Origin of the sequence: Botrimarina hoheduenensis, assembly GCF_007859815.1 — a bacterium.
Taxonomy (GTDB): domain Bacteria; phylum Planctomycetota; class Planctomycetia; order Pirellulales; family Lacipirellulaceae; genus Botrimarina; species Botrimarina hoheduenensis.
The window spans coordinates 35,550-54,531 of sequence record NZ_SJPH01000009.1; the positions used below are offsets into that span (position 1 = coordinate 35,550).

General features: G+C 57.3%; 19 protein-coding genes and 3 pseudogenes. 8 read left to right on the top strand and 14 right to left on the bottom strand.

The window, feature by feature from the left end; genetic code table 11:
* Positions 1-51 precede the first annotated feature (51 nt).
* The 3 genes and pseudogenes from Pla111_RS17590 (at position 52) to Pla111_RS14985 (ending at position 1,948) form a co-directional block, all read left to right on the top strand.
* Complete coding sequence (locus tag Pla111_RS17590) at positions 52-183, top strand: hypothetical protein (protein ID WP_261342125.1); 132 nt, start codon at positions 52-54, stop codon at positions 181-183.
* Between the two features lie 46 nt (positions 184-229).
* Positions 230-1,242 (top strand): annotated as a pseudogene (locus Pla111_RS14980) (IS3 family transposase); the annotation flags it as partial.
* Positions 1,243-1,363: 121 nt separating this feature from the next.
* Positions 1,364-1,948 carry an IS630 family transposase gene (locus Pla111_RS14985; protein WP_146575262.1) on the top strand — a complete coding sequence of 195 codons (585 nt, stop codon included), beginning with the start codon at positions 1,364-1,366 and terminating at the stop codon, positions 1,946-1,948.
* Here Pla111_RS14985 and Pla111_RS14990 read toward each other — a convergent pair.
* The 7 genes from Pla111_RS14990 to Pla111_RS15020 all read right to left on the bottom strand — a co-directional run bounded on the left by Pla111_RS14990 (position 1,945) and on the right by Pla111_RS15020 (position 9,410).
* The gene (locus Pla111_RS14990; protein ID WP_146575263.1) at positions 1,945-2,850 is read right to left on the bottom strand and encodes a carboxylesterase family protein; all 906 of its coding nucleotides are present in this window, start codon (positions 2,848-2,850) and stop codon (positions 1,945-1,947) included. The genes Pla111_RS14985 and Pla111_RS14990 overlap by 4 nt on opposite strands.
* A gap of 78 nt (positions 2,851-2,928) precedes the next feature.
* Positions 2,929-3,807: a DUF1559 family PulG-like putative transporter gene (locus Pla111_RS14995; RefSeq protein WP_231931093.1), complete on the bottom strand. Its 879-nt coding sequence runs from the start codon at positions 3,805-3,807 to the stop codon at positions 2,929-2,931.
* 509 nt (positions 3,808-4,316) lie between these two features.
* Positions 4,317-5,333, bottom strand: coding sequence for a DUF1559 family PulG-like putative transporter (locus Pla111_RS15000; RefSeq protein ID WP_146575265.1), 1,017 nt, complete (start codon positions 5,331-5,333; stop codon positions 4,317-4,319).
* Between the two features lie 475 nt (positions 5,334-5,808).
* Positions 5,809-6,327 (bottom strand): carboxylesterase family protein, encoded by a 519-nt coding sequence (locus Pla111_RS17325; RefSeq protein ID WP_197525068.1) that lies wholly within the window; start codon positions 6,325-6,327, stop codon positions 5,809-5,811.
* A 280-nt stretch (positions 6,328-6,607) separates the two neighbouring features.
* On the bottom strand, positions 6,608-8,245 hold the full coding sequence (locus Pla111_RS15010; protein WP_146575267.1) for a glycosyltransferase: 1,638 nt from the start codon (positions 8,243-8,245) through the stop codon (positions 6,608-6,610).
* Complete coding sequence (locus Pla111_RS15015) at positions 8,242-9,135, bottom strand: MauE/DoxX family redox-associated membrane protein (protein ID WP_146575268.1); 894 nt, start codon at positions 9,133-9,135, stop codon at positions 8,242-8,244. Before Pla111_RS15015 ends, Pla111_RS15010 begins: the two co-directional genes overlap by 4 nt.
* On the bottom strand, positions 9,132-9,410 hold the full coding sequence (locus Pla111_RS15020) for a hypothetical protein (protein ID WP_146575269.1): 279 nt from the start codon (positions 9,408-9,410) through the stop codon (positions 9,132-9,134). Before Pla111_RS15020 ends, Pla111_RS15015 begins: the two co-directional genes overlap by 4 nt.
* Positions 9,411-9,681: 271 nt before the next feature.
* On the opposite strand from Pla111_RS15020, the gene Pla111_RS15025 reads away from it, so the two are divergent.
* From Pla111_RS15025 to Pla111_RS15040, 4 genes are all read left to right on the top strand, one after another.
* Positions 9,682-11,544 carry an ArnT family glycosyltransferase gene (locus Pla111_RS15025; protein ID WP_146575270.1) on the top strand — a complete coding sequence of 621 codons (1,863 nt, stop codon included), beginning with the start codon at positions 9,682-9,684 and terminating at the stop codon, positions 11,542-11,544.
* A 67-nt stretch (positions 11,545-11,611) separates the two neighbouring features.
* Positions 11,612-12,325 (top strand): DUF1573 domain-containing protein, encoded by a 714-nt coding sequence (locus Pla111_RS17705; protein WP_391581029.1) that lies wholly within the window; start codon positions 11,612-11,614, stop codon positions 12,323-12,325.
* A 40-nt stretch (positions 12,326-12,365) separates the two neighbouring features.
* On the top strand, positions 12,366-13,457 hold the full coding sequence (locus Pla111_RS15035; protein WP_146575272.1) for a hypothetical protein: 1,092 nt from the start codon (positions 12,366-12,368) through the stop codon (positions 13,455-13,457).
* Positions 13,458-14,231: 774 nt separating this feature from the next.
* Entirely contained in the window at positions 14,232-14,591 is a 360-nt protein-coding gene (locus Pla111_RS15040; RefSeq protein WP_146575273.1) for a hypothetical protein, read from the top strand.
* 149 nt (positions 14,592-14,740) lie between these two features.
* Here the strand turns inward: Pla111_RS15040 and Pla111_RS15050 are convergent.
* Positions 14,741-14,998: pseudogene (locus Pla111_RS15050) on the bottom strand (integrase core domain-containing protein).
* Between the two features lie 175 nt (positions 14,999-15,173).
* Here Pla111_RS15050 and Pla111_RS15055 point away from each other — a divergent pair.
* Positions 15,174-15,371, top strand: a pseudogene (locus Pla111_RS15055) (hypothetical protein); the annotation flags it as partial.
* A gap of 46 nt (positions 15,372-15,417) precedes the next feature.
* Here Pla111_RS15055 and Pla111_RS15060 read toward each other — a convergent pair.
* From Pla111_RS15060 to Pla111_RS15080, 6 genes are all read right to left on the bottom strand, one after another.
* Positions 15,418-15,969, bottom strand: coding sequence for an IS630 family transposase (locus Pla111_RS15060; protein ID WP_231931082.1), 552 nt, complete (start codon positions 15,967-15,969; stop codon positions 15,418-15,420).
* Positions 15,966-16,370 (bottom strand): helix-turn-helix domain-containing protein, encoded by a 405-nt coding sequence (locus Pla111_RS17525; protein ID WP_231931084.1) that lies wholly within the window; start codon positions 16,368-16,370, stop codon positions 15,966-15,968. Before Pla111_RS17525 ends, Pla111_RS15060 begins: the two co-directional genes overlap by 4 nt.
* Before the next feature lie 579 nt (positions 16,371-16,949).
* Positions 16,950-17,225, bottom strand: coding sequence for a hypothetical protein (locus tag Pla111_RS15065; protein ID WP_146575277.1), 276 nt, complete (start codon positions 17,223-17,225; stop codon positions 16,950-16,952).
* A 326-nt stretch (positions 17,226-17,551) separates the two neighbouring features.
* Positions 17,552-17,953, bottom strand: a complete 402-nt coding sequence (locus tag Pla111_RS15070; protein ID WP_146575278.1) for a DUF6876 family protein — start codon at positions 17,951-17,953, stop codon at positions 17,552-17,554.
* A gap of 374 nt (positions 17,954-18,327) precedes the next feature.
* The gene (locus Pla111_RS15075) at positions 18,328-18,561 is read right to left on the bottom strand and encodes a hypothetical protein (RefSeq protein ID WP_146575279.1); all 234 of its coding nucleotides are present in this window, start codon (positions 18,559-18,561) and stop codon (positions 18,328-18,330) included.
* On the bottom strand, positions 18,554-18,826 hold the full coding sequence (locus tag Pla111_RS15080; RefSeq protein WP_146575280.1) for a hypothetical protein: 273 nt from the start codon (positions 18,824-18,826) through the stop codon (positions 18,554-18,556). The genes Pla111_RS15075 and Pla111_RS15080 overlap by 8 nt, the downstream gene beginning before the upstream one ends.
* Between the last annotated feature and the right edge of the window lie 156 nt (positions 18,827-18,982).

Genomic DNA, 18,982 nt, shown 5'->3' on the forward strand with positions numbered 1-18,982 from the left:
TAACGAGGCTGTTGAGTTAAGACTGGGGCTTCCACGGACAGGAGGTCGGGCATGGCGGCGTACTCATCGGACCTGCGTGAGCGGGTGTTCGAGGCGTATCAATCGGGGCTGAGCAGCCCGCAGGTGGCCGAGCGTTTCGGGGTGAGCTGGTCTTCCCCCCTGAAACAGAGCCACTCTGATTGAGAGAATCTCGTGCCGGGCGGTCCCCGGTTTTTGGAGGATTCTTTCGATGAAGCGGACAAGGCACACGACGGAGCAGATCATCGAGAAGCTGCGTCAGGCGGACGTGGTTCTTGGTAAAGGGGCGAAGGTCCCCGAGGTCTGCAAGACGCTCGGGATCACCGAGCAGACCTACTACCGCTGGCGTCAGAAGTACGGGGGCATGGCCCCCGACCTGGCGAAGCAGCTGCGTTCGCTGGAGAAGGAGAACGCGAGGCTGAAGCGGCTGGTGGCCAATCAGGCGCTCGACATGGAGATCTTGAAGGAAGCCGCCAAGGGAAACTGGTGAGCCCCGAGTGTAAGCGTGCGACGCAGCGTTACCAGTCGAAGCGTCAGACGCTCGACGCGGAGTTGCTCACGGAGATGCGGAGCATCGCGGAGAAACGTCCTTGCTGGGGCAGCCCTCAGGTTTACGAGGCGCTGCGTCGGCAGGGACGCGAGGTGAACCACAAGCGGGTCGAACGCCTGTGGCGAGAGCACGGGATGCAGGTGCCCAAGAAACGCCACAAACGGCTGCGTTTATCGCTAGGCGGGAGCGATAACAGCTGCGTGCGGAAGCGGCCCGAGTATCCCAACCACATCTGGAGCTACGACTTCGTCACCGACTTCACCGAGCGTGGGCGTCAGCTGCGGATGCTGTGCGTGCTGGACGAGTTCACGCGGGAGAGCCTGGCGATCGAGGTGCAGCGGTCGTTCACGGCCCGGCAGGTCCAGGATGTGCTGGGCTACCTCTTCGCGGTGCGTGGTGCCCCAGAGCACATCCGGAGTGACAACGGCCCGGAGTTCGTGGCCAAGAGCCTCCGTCGATGGCTCGACCGGGCGTGCGTGAAGACGCTGTTCGTCGCCAAGGCGAGCCCTTGGGAAAACGGATACGTCGAGAGCTTCAACAGCCGCTTCCGCCAAGAGCTGCTGGACCGTGAGCTGTTCTTGGGGCTGGAGGATGCCCGGTGGTGCGTTGATCGGTGGCGGCTGGACTACAACCACCACCGGCCGCACAGCTCGCTGGGTCACATCCCTCCGGCCGAGTTCGCCGCCCGTTGGGCCGCTTCCGCTCCGGGCCCTGCTCAGCCTACGGCTTCGCAGGCCCCTCCGCTCCAGCTGCCCAACGAACTACCATCTAATCATCCCGATTCTCTCATAGCGAATGGCACATAGATCGGGGGAAGACCACCGCCGCGTGAAACGGGCCGACGCCCGCCGGCTGATCTTCCTCGATGAGAGCGGGGTCCGGGTCGGCATGAAGCGGCTCTACGGGCGATCGGCCAAGGGCTGGCGGGTGGTCGATCGCACCTCGGGCGGACACTGGCAGACGCACACCATGACCGCCGCGATCGGGCTGGGCGGCGTCGTCACGGCGATGGTGACCAAGCGGGCGATCAACTCGATCACGTTCCTCGGCTTCGTCGAGGAGTTCCTCGCCCCGAAGCTCACGCCGGGCGACGTGGTCGTGATGGACAACCTGGCGGTCCACCGGGTGAAGGGCGTCGAAGAAGCCCTCCACCGAGTCGGAGCCCGGGCGTGGTTCCTGCCGCCGTACTCGCCCGACTTCAACCCGATCGAGCAGGCTTGGTCACAGGCCAAGAGCTGGCTGCGGAAGAAGTCACCGCCGACCTTCGACCGATTGGTCGATTCAATCGGCGACGCCCTGCGTCGCGTCACCCCCGAACACTGCCGCAACTACTTCATCAACTCCGGCTACCGCGTTACGCGAAAGAACAAACCGCCCTAGATCGTCGGGTTTCTCTTAAGTCGCCGTCCTTTGCGGAGTAGTACCGCTAACAACAAGAGTCCAGCTGACCAGATGAGTACACGGCGCAAAAAGGAAGCTGGCGGTTTACCCGGCGACGGCGCGAAAAAATCTCCTCGCTTCTGTGAGAGCAACCATTCGAGCACGTTGTAGTCTCGGAAAGCAACAGCCCAGCAATTGTGGTAGTTGGCCTCGATGATTGTCAGATGAGTATCGCCGCCGGCTTCCTGAATGGCTGTCAAACTCCGAAGGATGCCATCGCTCGAAATCTTTGGGTCTTCCGACGCATGGAAAGCCCAGATTGGTGTCTCGAGGAGGCTTTCTAGTCGGGATAACTTTCCTTCAGGCGAACCTAGGAGCGCCATACCGGCGAACCTCCCCGGATAACGCATGCCCATCTCCAGACAGTCGGCACCGGCTCCGGAGATGCCAATCAAGGTCACCTGTTCCGCATTGATCGGCTTCTCGTTGATCAGCTTCTCGATTAGCTGAGCGGTAACATCACCAGGCTGGGGGACACCATCAGGTTGCTCCTCTAGAAAGAAGCCTCGCTGGTCGGAAGGGCACTGCACGACCAAGAAGTAGAAATTGAACTCGTCAGCATCTTCCACTGAACTAAATACGGCGCCAGTATGCTTTAGGTGGCCCGAGCCAATCTCCTCGAACTCAACATCCCCATAACCATGCAGCCAAACAATCAGAGGGTACTTGCGACCCGCCGTCAGTTTCGGTGGTTTGAAGAGATGGTAGATGTAGCTCTTGGTGCGGTCGTGTTCGTACTGGACATCGTAGTAATGCCGGTCGAACAGGCGGAGCACCTCGCCGGACGGAACCTCGTCGATCGGAAGCGAGGCAATTGCCATCACCATCCACAGGCAAGCCATGCAAGTCAATTCAACGAAAAAATCAATGAGATTATTGAAGCCAGATGGCTGACTTTCCCAAAACGCTAGCGGTACGAGTTAATCAACATACCCTGGCTCTTCGGCAGCCGCCGACGAGTCCTTCCGGTTGGAACGCATCATGAAAACAACCGGATCGACATCATAGGCGACCGTCTCCACCGAACCGTCTCCTAACAAGAAATTGCAGCCTGCAGGGTGGTTTGATCCGAACGACTCGTCGTGCTGGAACCCTTCCCGATCAGCTATAGGAAGCAGCGGATGGCCGCGGAAGTGGCCGGTCCAACGCACCGTGTCGCTGTCGGCGCCGATGTAAAGGTGCTGGTTATCACCGAAGGTCGTTACCATCGCCCGGTAACGCAGCGGGTCAAGGTACTTTTCACCGACGAAGAAGGTCTTGCCGAGCCCGTCTACGACGTCTTTGCTACGGGTGAGGCTTGCTTGGTAGAAGACGCCGGTTTGCGTCGCGCGGATGATCCAGAAGGGAGCAGTCTCCCAGTTCTCCTCGGCGTCGGCGATCTCGTAGGTACGGGGCCCCCAGTTCGCCTCCGCGTCCTCGGGGTAGTGGTCGCCGGCGCACCCTGCGTAGTCCCCTTTCCCAACGAAGTCGCTTGGGTAGTAGTTGCGATAACGCTGCGTGCGATGGTTGTAAGCGATCGGTTCGGCTGCGTTTCGTCTCCCGGGGCATTCAAAAAGTGGGACGCCGTGGGCAGTCATCTCCCCTCCCACCTTTATCTTTTCTTCTCCGTTGAGGCCTGATCCGATGTCATGGATCTTCTCGTATCCAGCATAAGGAAGGAGGTTGTACGTCCAACCTCCTGGCTGCTCGCGACCCTTGCCACGGTCAGGATCGCCGAGCCACAAGAACCCCCACCCACCGTGAGGAAAGTGTTGCAGTGAGTCATCATGGAGTTGGATCGCTCGCCCGATGTGTCGCAACTGGTCGTGGCAGGAGAGAAGTCGCGTTCGCTCACGAGACGACTGAAGGGCTACGACAGCGAGCTGAGCTAAGAGAGAGATCGCCAAGAGGGCGATCAAGATTTCCAGAAAGGTGACGCCGAAACGAGGGTGTTGTGTTCCCTTGGAGCGTTGTCCTTGTCGACACTCAGGCCCATAGTGGCTATTCAAGTGATTCTCCTGTGGCTGACGAAAGCTATTCATGCCCGACTTCAAGAGGCTCTGTTATCTCGTCAGTGCGAGGGCTCTCCTTCCAGAGCAATAGCCGGAGCCGTATGATAACGCACACCAAGAGAGCTATCGCGTTGATCGCGATCCATTGTGACCGCGTCAGATTGCCGAAGCCGTCTACCAAGACTGAATCAGCCCCCTGAAGAACGCCTACTTGCCAAAGCAGCAGCAGTAGTGCGGCCAATAGAGCGATTTCGATTCTTCCCAAGTCTGGCTCCTTAAATCTCGCTACGTGTCGCTCGATGCCAAAAGGATAACGATCACGGAAGACTCACGTCGGACGGCTCGGCGCCTCTGCTTCCCATCGCCGAGAACAGTTCCATGTCAACGTCGTACGCCACCTTGTTGACAGAGCCGTCACAATGGACGAAGTTGCACGATGAGAGATGGGGACTGCCAAAATTCCAGTCGATCACATCTGCGGAATCGCCGTAGCGCATCCACGCGCTCTCTCGTTTAGCGTCTCGGAGGGGGGGGTGGAGAGTGTTAGTTGAACGGGCCGTGTCCCGGTCGAATCCAATATACAAACTCTGGTCGTCGCCGTGAGAGTTTCCGTCCTTGTAGTGGGCTGGGGACAAGAACTTCTCTCCGCCGAAGAAAGTCTTGCTGAGGCCATCGGTCACCTTGGCGGGCGACACTTTGCTCCGCTGGTAGACCACGCCGTTATGCCCCATCGCCGCCCAGTTCTTGAAGATGTCGTTTCCTTTAACCCAGTCTTTAGCGTCGGCATACGACACCGGACCGGGACTCCTCTGATCGCGCGGTTCCAGGCTGCCAATGTTGGCGGCGTAATCGCTCCGACCAGCCTTGTCGGTGTCCGCGATGTTATAGAGAGTGCGGGCGAAAGGCCAAGCGCGGACGAGTCGCCGCGAGGGACAGACGAAGACGGGAACTGGCGTCTCGAACATTTTCGCTCCTTCCGCGCGCTGGTCGATCGGCGCTAACTCGAGCCCCATGTCATGCAACGATACCTCTTCAAGGTAAGGGAGAACGTTGTAGCACCACCCACCGGGCTGGTCTGGCCCGTAGCCGCGTTTAGGATCGCCACTCCAAACACTCGACCAACCCCCGGTGGGAAAGTGTCCATGGGTGGTGACGTGCAACTGCGCGGCGAGGCCTATTTGTCGCAAGTTATTCAGGCACTGCGTCTGCCTCGCCGCCTCCCTCGACATTTCTACCGCCGGGAGGGCCAACTGGAGAAGCAGAGCAATGATTGTGATAACGATAAGAATCTCGACCACGGTCATGCCTACGCGCGTAGATGCTGAGTTTCTCATGACAATGATTTCTCCTGGAGACGCCGTCGTGGCAAGGCTGATCCTGCTAAATGATGCCTACAGAACTTGGTCGTTTCGCGAACAGCAATATGGTCATGGTCAAGGAGGAAAAGGAAGTGACAAACACTTTGTCATTCGTCAAGACAGCCGTCGCCACCTACCCTCTTTAATCCCTTCGATCCTCTGCTTACGCTCTCGCGCCGACTTAAGCTGCTCCGCTTTCTGGCGAACTTCGGATCGTTGTTTCTTCCGCTCTTGGTAGTCGTCCCAAAGGCCTGGGCTCCATTTTATACTGACGAGGACAAACAATACGATCACCGTCCCTAGAAACCGTGCTCCCCACGTCCAGTTGCGGAGGTCAAACGCCCGGAGCATGGTCCACCACGCCGCCGGGAACAACTGGAACCCGAGCGCAACCAGCGCTACGCCAAGGGCGATCTCAATCCAGGGTAAAGACAGTCGGTCGCTTGAAGGGTTAGCGTTCATGTAAACTCTCAATCGACGGTACGCGATAAGTCAAGTTTCTTTTACGCTTCGTGAGTAGCCAGTCGAAAATCTCATTGTCGTTGTAGACTAGTGAAGTGACATTATGACCGGCTTCCGGAAAGATAGTCAGCTTTGCTTCACCGCCCGCCTGCCGGACCGCATCCACCATCCGTCGGCTCGAACTTGGGGGAACGAGCTTGTCCTTCGCGCCATGAAAAGCCCAAACAGATACGTCTTTTAAGCAACCCGCTTTTGTTTCGTCTCCTCCACCGCAAACCGGGGCTATCGCCGTAATCTTACTTGGGGCAGTTTGCGCAAGTTTCCACGCGCCGAACCCACCCATGCTGTAACCGGTCACCGCCACGCTCGCAACACGGAACCGTTGCTCGGCAGCCTTGATGAGCGACAACAATTTGTCCGGACGCCAAGATTCACCGAGCGGACATTGCGGGGAGACCACAATCGCAGGCAAGTCGTATCCCTGATCGATGCGTGCAGGCAGTTCCATCAGCCTCAAAGAGTCCACGTCACTACCCCTTTGGCCGGCGCCGTGAAGATACAATAGTAATGGCCAAGAACTCTCCGAAGATCGGATTTGTTTCGGCAAGTACAGTAAGCATGAATATGCACCCAGGGCGGTAGCGACCTGTTGTCCGGGTTGAGGTCGGTTACGCCATGCCGTTAACGAAGGCGTCGCCAGTTGCGCGGCCAACGCCAGCATGCTGAGCATGAGGAGTAGCTCAAGTCGTCCGAAACCCACCGACTCTGGCGTCGGTTTCACTTCTTCCTCACGGTTCAAGCGGTCCCTCCACCATTACGAATCGTACGGAGCCATCGCAGTAGGCCACGTTGCAGCCCCCTGGGTGAGGACCGCCGAATCCTCCCCCTCCCTCGCGATCGCTTGTCGGTACCGGTGAAACAGAACGGCGGATGTCCTCGCTATCGCCTGCATACATGCTAAGTCGGTCGCCAGCCCCTCGGCCTGTCGAGTAGTCACTTCGCGCAAGTCCCTTCTCAGCAACTAGCAGTGTCTTGCTCATTCCTTTGTCAAGCTGGACTTCCGAGAGGATGACCTCGGACTTATTCGACGAAACGACCAAGTTGATCGCGTAATCGCTTTTGGCGACTTTTTCTGGTGGATTAGCGTTCCTCAGGGGTTGTGGTCCACTATAGGGATAAATCGAACAAGCCCTACGCGAAGAGCAATTGAAAACCTCTAGGGGCGACTGCATCAGTTGCGTTAGGGAATGATTTTTTTCCTCGGCCGGTTGGCCACTCCCGAGGTCACGCAGAGTGCCTGCTTCGACAAAGGGCAGGACGTTGTAGACCCATCCTCCCGGCTGTCTCACCCCGAATCCTAAGTCGGGGTCGCCCACCCATTCCTCGCCCCACCCGCCGGTAGGAAAATGCTGGTGCGAGTCGGTGTGAAGCTTGGCGGCAAGCGCCAACTGCTTGAGATTATTACCGCAGGAACTCCGGCGCGCCGCCTCGCGCGCCATCTCAACCGCTGGTAGCGAGATCGCTACCAGCACACCAATAATAGCGATCACCACCAAGACCTCAATCAGCGTGAAGCCAAGAGGAGAGGCGATAGAAACCGACACAGCATCCAGATCTTTGCCCGCCAGCCCCCGTTTCTTGTCGCCACTAGAATCTCGATCTACCTTTGCTCGTCGTCGCGAATAGCGCGCGATGCACCAGAGTGCCCACAAGCCGTCGCGAAAGCCGATCTTCTTGCCATCTTGATAGCTACGAGGTGAGTAGCGGATTGGCCTCTCTGTGACGCGCCATCCGGCCGCAGCTACCTTGGCGGTCAACTCGGGCTCTACGCCAAAGCGATCCTCTTCGATCGTCAGACCTTCCAGGACTTCCCTCCTGAACGCCTTGCACCCGGTTTCCATGTCGGTTAGCTGCAGCCCTGTCCGCCGGTTGGATAGCCATGTCAACAAGCGGTTCGCCATGCGACGAATCCAGGGGGCGCCTTCATAACGGCTTCCCAGTTCACGAGAACCGTAGACGACATCCGATTCGCTGTCCAAGATCGGCTGAACAACTTCTGGGATAGCCTCGGGGAAATACTCCAGGTCGGCATCTTGAATAGCGACCACTTGCCCGGTGCACGCGGCGAAACCTGAACGCAGCGCGGCGCCTTTGCCGCGGTTCCTAGGATGGCGAAGCACATGGACACGCCGCTCCGTTGAAAGTTGCCCCAAAACCTGCTGAGTTGCTGCGTCCGAGCCGTCGTCGATGACGACGACTTCAGCAACAATTTCAAGTTCGAGGAGTTTAAGGACGACCTGGGCGATGGTCCGGTGCTCGTTGTAAACAGGCACGACCACTGACAACGGAAAAGAAGGGCTTTGCGAAGCGTCGTTCTCCCCCACAAGGGAGTTCTTTTCAATGAACGCATGGTTTGCGGCGGTCATAGCCTCGCCTCCTCGCCGGAAAGCAGTTCCCGGTTGACCGAGACGACAACCCCGTCGGCAACAACGATCTCTACCGGGGTGTGAACGAACCATTCGCGGTCACTAGGAAGCCGCGCGTGGCCTGAGTCTAACTCCGCGTCCGGTTCAGAATACGGTGGTGTCTCGACAAGCAGCACTTGCTCACCCTGGACGATCCGATTTTCATAGTCGGGCCGCACTCGCTCGCAATCGGGACAGCCGTGATGGTGCATGAGCACCGTCCATTCACCGGACGCCAACCCCGATGCCCCTTCTAAGACGCCAAGCAGTGGCAACCGCCTGCCGACCCAGGTTTCAGGCTCTAGAAGCACGAATTTTACTGTAGAAGCTATCGCAACATCCCGGACTGGTGAACTAAACGCCATCGCTACTCCTAGTGGGACGCCGATTGCCACCAATGCAACGGCGCCGACAACAACTCGCCTACCTGCTACGAAGAAGGGTTCCTTGCACCCTGTTGCCCGCGTCCAGAGCAAGGCAACGACTGCCGCAAAGTCGATGAGCAGAGTCAAGCGTGGATCGACGGCGATGGCCCCAAAGCAACCACAAGACTGTTCGCCGACTAAAACGCTCCGCAGAGCAATCAAGGCAAACCCGGTGAAGATCACAATAGCGGCGTTATGCACGTGCGACCGCCAGAGGCCCAGAAGCAGTACGACTCCGAACGCCATCTCCGCTTGCACGGCCAACAGTCTTGCTGCAAATGGCCACCCGTCGAACATCGCCTCAGCAGAACCCGCCGGAGAAAGCCCTTTGGCGAAAGCAGCGACGACCAGCAGAACACCAAGGAAGATGCGGACGATGCTCCCTGCCACAACCCGCCTCGGAGCTTGCAGGTTATCGGAAGTCATGGTTTTCCCTTCTCAGCCAGCTTAGCGAACAACTCTTCCCAACGCTTGGAGTTTCGGAGGTTGACGACCCGTAACGCGACGGCGCCCACCACCGCCAAGGTGACAAGTGAAATCTGGAAGACTGCTTGGTCAGAAGTAACGGGCGGACCGTTAACGAGGTAGAGTATCGGAGCCAGACTGACAACGACCCAGCAGAGGAACTCGATCGCGGGGGCGAACTGCCAAAACGGGATCGGTTCTTCGGGCCCATCGGCGGGGCGTTGCGGAATCGCCACCTTCTGATCTCCGCCAAGTGGGTTATACCGTCGTAACGCGATGATTTGATTTTACCCGAAAGCTTTGGCATCAGGCAATCACTTTTCCACCTTTCTGACGGCGGACAAATCTTTTCTATCTCCATGACACGTGGCACAATAATCCGCCGCGAGGAAAAACGAGAATGCGAGGCAGGATTTTGCAGGAACTTTCTGGACTTTCCGTAGCAAAGCTTTAACATGCGTCTAGTTCTTCTCATTGGCGAGAATTTGGCTTCGTACTGGAGTCCCTGTGCTCGCGACTCGCTTGCTGATCAGCCTCGCAAAGGCGTATCAGTTCTTTGATAATTCACGTGTCGCGTGGAGAACGATTTTCTCCTTGCTCGTCGTGCACAGCGGCTTGCTGATGTACAGCGCGTACGTGCACAGCCCGACGCTCAACGAACCCGCGCACTTGGTAGCTGGGCTCAGCCACTGGAAATTTGGGCGGTTTGAGTTGTACCGGGTGAACCCACCGCTGGTGCGCATGGTGGCCGCGCTGCCCGTCATAGCGGCCGGCTATGAGGGAGACTGGTCAGGCTTCTACGAAGGGCCTGGGGCCAGACCAGTTTTTGGCATGGGGGAAGACTTCGTAGCGGCCAACGGCGAACGAACCTTCTACCTCACCATGATCGCCCGTTGGGCGTGTATGCCGTTCAGCTGGCTAGGGGCAATTGTTTGCTACCTGTGGGGCCGTGATTTGTGCGGTCGATTGGCCGGACTAACAGCCTGCTTCATTTGGTGTTTTGAGCCGAACATCCTCGCCCATGCCTCGCTCTACACCGCCGACGCTCATGCGACAGCCCTGGGCCTCAGTGCCTGCTACACGTTCTGGCGTTGGCTCAAGAAACCGACTTGGACGCAGGCGGCGATAACGGGCGTTGTGCTAGGCCTAGCCGAGTTGGCTAAGACGACTCTCCTCCTGTTTTATCCGCTCTGGCCACTGCTTTGGCTGATCTATCGCTGGCAGGATCGTGCCTCAATGACCGTCCGCATGTGGGGACGCGAAGCGGGAATGCTGATGCTGAGGATGGCGATCGGGCTCTACGTCGTCAATCTAGGCTACGGCTTTGAAGGCAGCTTCCAGCCACTGGGGGACTACCACTTCGTCAGCCAACTCTTCACGGGCAACCTGGAGGATGGCGAGTCGGCTGACTCTCAGGCAACCAATCGCTTCAGTGACACAGCGCTGTCACCCCTGCCGGTGCCCTTCCCGAAAAACTACCTGCTTGGGATCGACATCCAGCAGAAGGATTTTGAGAGCTATGGCCGCCCCTCCTACTTGCGGGGCGAGTGGAGAGATCACGGGTGGTGGTACTACTACCTCTATGCAGGGCTCATCAAAGTGCCACTGGGGCTCTGGGGGTTAGGTGTTTTCTCTCTAATATCACGGTGGATAAGCCCAAAATCGAGAGCTGGAAGGGCTTCGGCACGCGATATGCTGATCCTGCTAACCCCCGCGTTGGTGGTGGTGTGCGTGGTGAGTTCCAAGACAGGCTTCAGCGAGCACTTCCGCTACGTCCTGCCAATCTTTCCGCACTTATTCATCTGGCTAGGAGGAACAGCTGGCAACGCTTGGTCGGAATTGGTTCAAAAAAAGCTTGCATTAAGCCGCAGATTTTGTCTAATACCACGCGGTGTGACTTCTGGCGTAGCAAGGCGGCTCTTGGTAGCGTATCCTGTATTCTTTCTTCTCTGGTTTTCTGTGAGTAGTTTGTGGGTTTATCCTCACAGCTTAAGTTATTTCAATGAGGTAGTAAGTGGCCCTCGTCACGGTAGCGACTACTTACTTGGAAGCAATTTAGACTGGGGTCAAGATTACAGGTACTTAGAGGACTTTTTGTCTAGGGTGGACCGGGGAAAAGTTGTGACCGTGCGTTGTTTGCCTTATGTTTACCCAGTTGTGAAGATGAGAAATGTAAGGCCCTGTGAATCGGTCGAATGCGTACCTAATATTTTAGTTATTGCGGCAAGCTTCATTAAGGGCAGCACGATGCCTGCTTGGGTTGGTGTCAAGTCGCGACCAATAAATGATGCGCTTGAGAATGTAGCATCGCTTGTAGGTTGTGGGCGTGTGCGATTCTTGGGGTATACGCATCGAGTGTACGAAAGGTAGCTGGGGGCTCGCTGGAGGTCTAAACGGTGTGCGATGCAGGATGGAACCATGGAAATGAATGAATAGCATGTTTAGCACGGGTATTGGATTTAGATGCATATTTATTGTCTCATGCGTGGCGGTCATCGCATCGTATCGGACGACCGACGAAGGAACAGATTCTCAGGTTGCATCGAAGGGAAATCGTAGCCGCGATGTTCACGCAGGAACGGTATGTAATGCGTCCTATGCCGAGTACATATTCGAAATACTTAACACCGGACATCAGGGGTTTACTATAACCGACGTCGTTAAGTCTTGTGGGTGCCAAGATGTTGGCGTAGAAGTCGGTCGATATGTGAAAAGCGGTGAGTCGCTCTCTGTTGCCTACAAGATTCCAATCGGCTCTGGTGGGGAGCAGGTTGGCAGACTACTGATTAAAACAGACTCGCAGCACCCAAGGTTAGGGGAAATAGCTCTTACACTAAGAGCTAATTTTCCGCGTCGAATATTCTCCATCCCGAGAGAGCTTGAGTTTATTAAGAATAAATACGGAGGGTATGAGCCCTTAAGTCTTGTGTTGAGTTCCGATGTGCCGGGTGTGCTGAGTTCTTTATCTCGGGCCGAGGTCAGCAAGGGGCACGTGAGTGTAAGTCAGAATATGAAAACGGAGTCTGCGGTTGGTTACGAGGTGAGCGTCGTTGACTTAGGGTCCTCGGGTGATGCTTACGACATGGTAACGTTTAGATTTAGCGACGCAATAACAAAGGTGTATGGTGTCAGGGTCAAAGTGCGCAACTAGATTTTCAGTAGGCGACGTGCTTCACGGGGATATCAACGCCATGTATATGGCCTTGCAGGGAAGGGGCGCAAACCCATCAGAAGGCATGGGGGTTGCTAAAATGCCGCTGTGCATTTTTTTGTACGCGATGGTTGCAGCGTTGGCGAATGGTGCTCTGGTTGATGCGGGCGAATTGGATGATGCTGAAGTTATAAGATTGTATGAGGAAGCTACTGCTCCACCTATCCAGTACACCTATGTTTCATCCGGCGTGGAGACGTTCGTCGCCCAACAGCGGATGGAAGATGGTGAGGTAGCCACAAGAACCGAGACAACTACGCCACGGCGTATGCTGACCATCGCGTATAGCGATAAGCGATATGAGGTGCATGTTGAGGAAAAAATAATTATCGACACTAGTAATTGCATTTCTGGTGTTAGAGAACAGATCGGTGGAGTGGTGGCTGGGGGAGCGGGCGCTCTAAGCAGCACCAAGGCAGATGTTTCGGATATAGTGTTCGATGGAGTGAAATGCTACCAAATAGACATGGCGGCCAACGTGGACGCAATCAAGAAGTTTGCAAAGCAGCTGCCGCGATCTGCTGCCGCGGCTTTACCAGGAGGGAGCCGTATTGTAATTGATACTAATAAGTTCTTGCCAATCGCAATCGAAACATACGGCATAGACGGAAGGACGCTGCAGACGACTAGGGTTATCGATATACAGCATGAACAGCTTCCTAGGGACATGTTTATACTCCCGTCAGGATTTCGGACGGAGGTTCCGGCTACTGTATTAGAGTATGGGCAAATTGTAGGTAATCTGTTCGTGAAAGACGCTCGCCGACAAAGAGGCGCAATCGCAGAAGCCCCTCTCCGCAGAAGCATGCAAAAACTGCCGGAGATAGAGTATGACCCAGATACTGGGCTTGCAATCCCGCCTGTGCCGCCAGAGATGACAAAAGAGCACTTCCGCGCACTGGTAGATAGCGAAAAGCCTTCGAACGTTAAGATTGATTCCGAAGGTGTTTATACGGCTAGCGGTTGGACCTATAAAACTTTGTTTCTGACCATCAATGCTTTGTTGGTTTTCTTATTGGGCGCTGTGCTCCTAGTCCGCAAGCTGACTAAGGCAAGAAATGCTAAATCGTAGTGTATTTGATTCGCGCAATTCGCACCCCTTACTAGCTATAAAGGTATTTATATGTATCGCCGCAGGAATTTACTAAGCCATATATCCTCTTGGATAGCAGTCGCCTCTATGATTGCATACCAGCCAATGTCGGCATACGCCAACAGGGCGTCTTGCTTGCAAGCATGCGATGACGCCTATAACCAGGCTGTACAAGCCTGCACCAATTCCCTCAATGCGGCCCGTGAGAATTGCAATAATTCATACCAGACTGCCACGAATAATTGTCAAAACAGCTTTGACACAGCAATAGAAAATTGCAACAATAATCAAGACGCACATACACAAAATTGCGGTATTGCTTACGCAGCCGCGGTGACAGTCGCAACAGCGGCCTTTATCGCCTGCGTGGCTGGAACCTGGGGTGCCGCAACGCCGGCTTGCCTAGCGGCTTATGCTATTGCAGAGGCTGCTGCACACGCAGGCTTCTTTGCATGCATAGCGGGGGTTAACAATAACTATCAAACATGCGTGGAAAATGCACGTAATACGTTGGATACTTGCATAGAGAACGCAAATAGCACACGAGATACTTGCCTAGAAAATGCAAATAATAGTTACGCGGCATGCATAGCGAATGCAAAAGCGGCGAGAGAACAGTGTAAGGCTAATTGCCCGCCAGAGTAGCCCTTTGTAGCGTGCGGTTACAGTGGATAGATTTGTATCCATCTGGGGCTTCTCGTGCAACGGCGGGAATAGCGAGAAGCCCCAGAGTATTCATATGGGGAGCGAATCATGAAGAGTAAGACCAAGACGTTGTTTGCAATAGCGTTGATGCTCGCCTTTGCAGCTGTATCACCTTTATACAACATGCTTTTCCACGCTGACGCATTCTCTGGGAATGCACGTGTTGCAATATACGTATCAGTTGCACTTGGTTTTTTGGTGGGCATTGCGGGCATTTGGATTTGGTTCCTGCTGTACGCAAATGACAATCCGACGATATTGCCAAGGTCAGCGGAAAGGAGAAATGCAGCCATCTGCGGATTGTTTACTGTAGCGGTGGGGGCATTTAGCGGATTTCTCGTATTGGTACCCATTGGGTTTACGATAGTTGCCCTGGCGGTTGCATATAGAGTAGACAAGAAAACTTGACGTACGCGCAGATGTGGAACTGACCTTCCCCCGATTCATGTACCAGGCGCTATGAGAGAATCGGGCTGGTTGGACGCTACTCCGCTGGCCCTCCGTAGCGGAGGGGCCTGCTGAGGCGTAGCCGAAGCAGGCTCCAGAGCGGAGGGGGGCTAGAGTACGGCGAACTCGGCCGGGGGGACGTACCCCAGCGAGCTGTGTGGCCGGTGGTGGTTGTAGTCCAGGCGCCATCGATCGACGCACTAGCGGGCGTCCTCCAGGCCCAACAACAGCTCGCGCTCCAGCAGCTCTTGGCGGAAGCGGCTATTAAAGCTCTCGATGTAACCGTGCTCCCACGGGCTGCTCTTGGCCACGTAAAGCGTCTTCACGATCTGCTCCGGCGTGTGCCGCTTCCTACGCTTCGAACTCATCCTTCGGTCTCCTGGCCCTTCGGGCGGGTGTGACCTTCATAACGACTGGATCAGGATTTGGGGAGCAGGCCAGGCACCCGCGGGCGATACCCCGAAGCGGTCGAGCTGTGGCTGAAAATCGAGTGGCCGCAGATCAAAAAGTCCCCGTGAGAAGAGGGGGAGCGTCGTCTTCCTCGACGAAACGGGTTTCATGCTCCAGCCGGTGGACCGGCGGACTTGGGCTCCTGCGGGTCACACCCCGGTGCAGCGTTCATGGGACTCACGCGACCGGCTGAGCGTGATCGGGGCGGTGGTTGTCTCGCCGACACTAACCCATGTCGGCGCGGTCGAATCAGTAGGGCCTTTAGAATACCACTGCCGCATCCGCCGATGACCGAGGGACTCTCGTGAACTGCCGAGGTTGCATCGACTTCGCGGAGTTAGGGCGGTTTGTTCTTTCGCGTAACGCGGTAGCCGGAGTTGATGAAGTAGTTGCGGCAGTGTTCGGGGGTGACGCGACGCAGGGCGTCGCCGATTGAATCGACCAATCGGTCGAAGGTCGGCGGTGACTTCTTCCGCAGCCAGCTCTTGGCCTGTGACCAAGCCTGCTCGATCGGGTTGAAGTCGGGCGAGTACGGCGGCAGGAACCACGCCCGGGCTCCGAATCGGTGGAGGGCTTCTTCGACCCCCTTCACCCGGTGGACCGCCAGGTTGTCCATCACGACCACGTCGCCCGGAGTGAGCTTCGGGGCGAGGAACTCCTCGACGAAGCCGAGGAACGTGATCGAGTTGATCGCCCGCTTGGTCACCATCGCCGTGACGATGCCGCCCAGCCCGATCGCGGCGGTCATGGTGTGCGTCTGCCAGTGTCCGCCCGAGGTGCGATCGACCACCCGCCAGCCCTTGGCCGATCGCCCGTAGAGCCGCTTCATGCCGACCCGGACCCCGCTCTCATCGAGGAAGATCAGCCGGCGGGCGTCGGCCCGTTTCACGCGGCGGGCCCAACGTTCGCGCTCTGCCGCGACGTCTTCCCGGAGCTGCTCGCTAGCTTGGAAGGACTTCTTTTGAAAGAGAACCCGGCCTTCTTCAGCTCCCGCCAGACGGTCGTCTCGCAGCATCGTAGCCGCAGGCGGCTCTTCATCTCCGCGAGCGTCAGGTCGGGCTCACGGCCCGCTAGCTCGATCAGCCGATCGCGCTGCTTGTCGTCGAGCACCGGCTTGCGGCCTTGGGTTACGGGCCGTCGCTCGATCGACCCATACCGGCGGTGCAGCAACGCCAGCTTCCGCACGAACGGGGCGCTCACCCCGAAACGCTCGGCCACCTGCGGGCTGCTCAGCCCCGATTGATACGCCTCGAACACCCGCTCACGCAGGTCCGATGAGTACGCCGCCATGCCCGACCTCCTGTCCGTGGAAGCCCCAGTCTTAACTCAACAGCCTCGTTACCTCAAAGAGCAATCCGCTCTAGGGCTCCGGCTAAGTCGCTGAGGTTGTTTTCACCGAAGCATTCAAGAAACCGATCCCGCGATCCTCACAGGTCCGACCGACCGAGGCGACTTGGAGGGCGTACCGACCTGCGGTCGGTTGCATCAACCGAGGCGGTTTGGAACTTTGGCGAACTGCTGGAGGTGTCTCGCGGCGGAAGACTCCTCAGCAAATTCGGGGGAGCGAAAAGTGTTGTCAAAATGATCGCAACCGGCAACGTTTGGAGACCTTGGAGCGGCTGCGTTCGTGGCCAATGTCGAACCGTCCTGGGTCACTTACGCACGACGGCCGACAAATCTTCTCCGAGGCGCAGCGGTCTCGGATTGAGTTGGACACCGCCTCCAGTTTCGTGCTGCGGAAGTGCGCGTCGGTTGCCTCAGCCGCGACACCGAAGAAAGTACCCGACTCTGCCGAGGTTCGTGTTCACCGACGCGCGTTTGAGGAGGGAGGCATCACCAGTGCAACGCCGCCCTCACTTTAAGTAGCACCTAAGCGGTCGGCTCGGGGGCTTCGTTTTTGTCCGCTGATCTCTGAGCCAACTCGGCATCGTAGGCCTGCTCCATCAGCCTCGCCGCCCGAAGGAACTCCGTCCCCGAGAGGTACTCCGTGTCGTGCCAATCGCCTTGCGCGTCGCGGTAGCTCCGCGTTAGCTTGCCCGAGTAGCGGGGGCGGTCGCCTTCTTGCTTCGGTTCGTTGCGGAAGATGGCGATCCGCAGGCCGCCGTCGCGAACTTCCTGGACCGGTTTGTTGTTGGTATCGCTCATTGAGTTACTCCTTCTGTTGCTGGTTTCTATCTTATCGGCTTAGCGCAGATCAACTGCGCGAGTCAAGTTCCTTGACCGCGGCGGTGCGTAGATAGAGGAGCTTCTCGCGCAACCGTAATAGACGCCGCGAGATTGCAGGCGAGGTGCCAAGGAGCGAAACGCCGTGCTAACGAAAAGCGAGGCGGCGAGTGTTATCGCAGCCGAATCGAAATGGTCTCGCTCGAACATCAGGCGCTGATCGGGCAGTCCGGCGATTTACAACCAAGCACAAAATTGAACTAGAGAACCGGGCCGCCTCCTAGGAAGCGACCCGGCTCGGTGAGCGATCAGTGCTGACCGTCAAAGCCGGCCCAGATTTCGATGCTTTCCAGCGGGAAGTCCGTGAACGGGATTCGCTGTGTGATGAAAGCCATCGGTGCGTAGGGAGGCTCAGCCCCTTCGATCAAGGCCTGCAAAGTCGCGGATACATCGGCAGCGACTTCTAGTCGCCAGCGGTGAAGCCCCGCAATCCGGTCGTCTTTGTTGAGCGCCTCGTTGAACGAGTGGCTGCCGATCCAGCTCGCGATGGCGTCGATGAGCCAGTAAGCGCCAGCCCGCTCGGCTACGTGCTTGACGCCTGGCGTGTAGATCACCTTGCGGTTGATCGGGTGCCGGTAGCGCTCCAAGTCGCCAGTGAAGTGCTGAAGTTCGTTCCGCAACTGTGCGGCCATCTGTTGGTCTTGAGACATCGTAGGTTCCTCCTTTCGAGGGTTGGTTGAACGATGCCGAGCGAATCTAGCGAGCGGCCACCCGCGGCGGCGTCCAGGGTGTGCCCCACCGGGGTACGCCGAAGATGCGCAGCGTCTGCAGGCGTCCCTTGACGATCGTCCGCGACGCTCGCTTATCGTCTGGCCCACGTTCAGCCATGCCCCGAAGCGGAGGGGGCTCTCTGAAGATCACAACGGTGGCGGGAGCATGCGAGTCAGACTGCTACAAGGTTACTCGCGTTACGCGGCATAGCGGCGTAAGGAAGAAACTCCGGAGCGAAGGCAGGGTAGGTGGATTTTAAGCCCATGAGGAAGTAAAGACCGTCGCACACGGCGTGGACGGTCTCACCGGAACGCTAGGCTTCAGGGAAGAGATGCTCCGCAGACACGCGGATCGTTTCCCAGTGGATGCCATGCTCGGCATCCTTGCAGCGATCGACGGCTTGCAGAACGAGCCAAGCCTGCTCGTCGCTTAAGTCGGTTCGCACCGACTGAACGTCTTCGATGCTCCAGATATGGGCAATCTGCCGGCGCTGCCGTAGTAGTTCATCGAGGTCGTAGCGACCGATTGTCTTGGCGGGATTAGTCATCGCGATTCTCCTTGCCGTACGTCTGCTCGATGGAGCGAAGGTGCTCCTGCGCGAGCTCGATCAGTTGGGCGACGTGGGCGAACCGGTTGGGACTGGAAAGTAATTCTGCGACCGCCCGTAGCTCACAGGCTTGCTCGGTTAGTCCGGTGTAGCGGTCGTAGTCGAGCCGCTCGGTGAAGCGATCGGCGACCCGATCGAGTTTGTCGGACCAGAGCCGAAGTTCGTCGGCCCGGTCGGCGTGGACTGGATTCGTGGAGTTGGTCATTGGTCTGCTCCTGTTACTGCTTGGTTGAAGATGCCGAGCCCCTGGCGACCGCTCAGAGCGAGCCGCTCAAGGGTCTGCCCCACGGGGACAGGGCGAAGGGGGGAAGGGGCCCCGCTGCAGCCATGCCCTTGAACGGTCGATCGCGGCCGCCACGCT

What these genes read in the sequence shown, in the direction of transcription:
- Pla111_RS15070 (WP_146575278.1), bottom strand. Translation starts at nt 17,953, where the DNA reads ATGTCTCAAGACCAACAGATGGCCGCACAGTTGCGGAACGAACTTCAG.
- Pla111_RS15040 (WP_146575273.1), top strand. Translation starts at nt 14,232, where the DNA reads ATGAAGAGTAAGACCAAGACGTTGTTTGCAATAGCGTTGATGCTCGCC.
- Pla111_RS15075 (WP_146575279.1), bottom strand. Translation starts at nt 18,561, where the DNA reads ATGACTAATCCCGCCAAGACAATCGGTCGCTACGACCTCGATGAACTA.
- Pla111_RS15080 (WP_146575280.1), bottom strand. Translation starts at nt 18,826, where the DNA reads ATGACCAACTCCACGAATCCAGTCCACGCCGACCGGGCCGACGAACTT.
- Pla111_RS15065 (WP_146575277.1), bottom strand. Translation starts at nt 17,225, where the DNA reads ATGAGCGATACCAACAACAAACCGGTCCAGGAAGTTCGCGACGGCGGC.
- Pla111_RS17590 (WP_261342125.1), top strand. Translation starts at nt 52, where the DNA reads ATGGCGGCGTACTCATCGGACCTGCGTGAGCGGGTGTTCGAGGCGTAT.
- Pla111_RS15035 (WP_146575272.1), top strand. Translation starts at nt 12,366, where the DNA reads ATGTATATGGCCTTGCAGGGAAGGGGCGCAAACCCATCAGAAGGCATG.
- Pla111_RS17325 (WP_197525068.1), bottom strand. Translation starts at nt 6,327, where the DNA reads ATGGAACTGCCTGCACGCATCGATCAGGGATACGACTTGCCTGCGATT.
- Pla111_RS14985 (WP_146575262.1), top strand. Translation starts at nt 1,364, where the DNA reads ATGGCACATAGATCGGGGGAAGACCACCGCCGCGTGAAACGGGCCGAC.
- Pla111_RS17705 (WP_391581029.1), top strand. Translation starts at nt 11,612, where the DNA reads ATGTTTAGCACGGGTATTGGATTTAGATGCATATTTATTGTCTCATGC.
- Pla111_RS15015 (WP_146575268.1), bottom strand. Translation starts at nt 9,135, where the DNA reads ATGACTTCCGATAACCTGCAAGCTCCGAGGCGGGTTGTGGCAGGGAGC.
- Pla111_RS17525 (WP_231931084.1), bottom strand. Translation starts at nt 16,370, where the DNA reads ATGGCGGCGTACTCATCGGACCTGCGTGAGCGGGTGTTCGAGGCGTAT.
- Pla111_RS14990 (WP_146575263.1), bottom strand. Translation starts at nt 2,850, where the DNA reads ATGGCTTGCCTGTGGATGGTGATGGCAATTGCCTCGCTTCCGATCGAC.
- Pla111_RS15010 (WP_146575267.1), bottom strand. Translation starts at nt 8,245, where the DNA reads ATGACCGCCGCAAACCATGCGTTCATTGAAAAGAACTCCCTTGTGGGG.
- Pla111_RS15000 (WP_146575265.1), bottom strand. Translation starts at nt 5,333, where the DNA reads ATGAGAAACTCAGCATCTACGCGCGTAGGCATGACCGTGGTCGAGATT.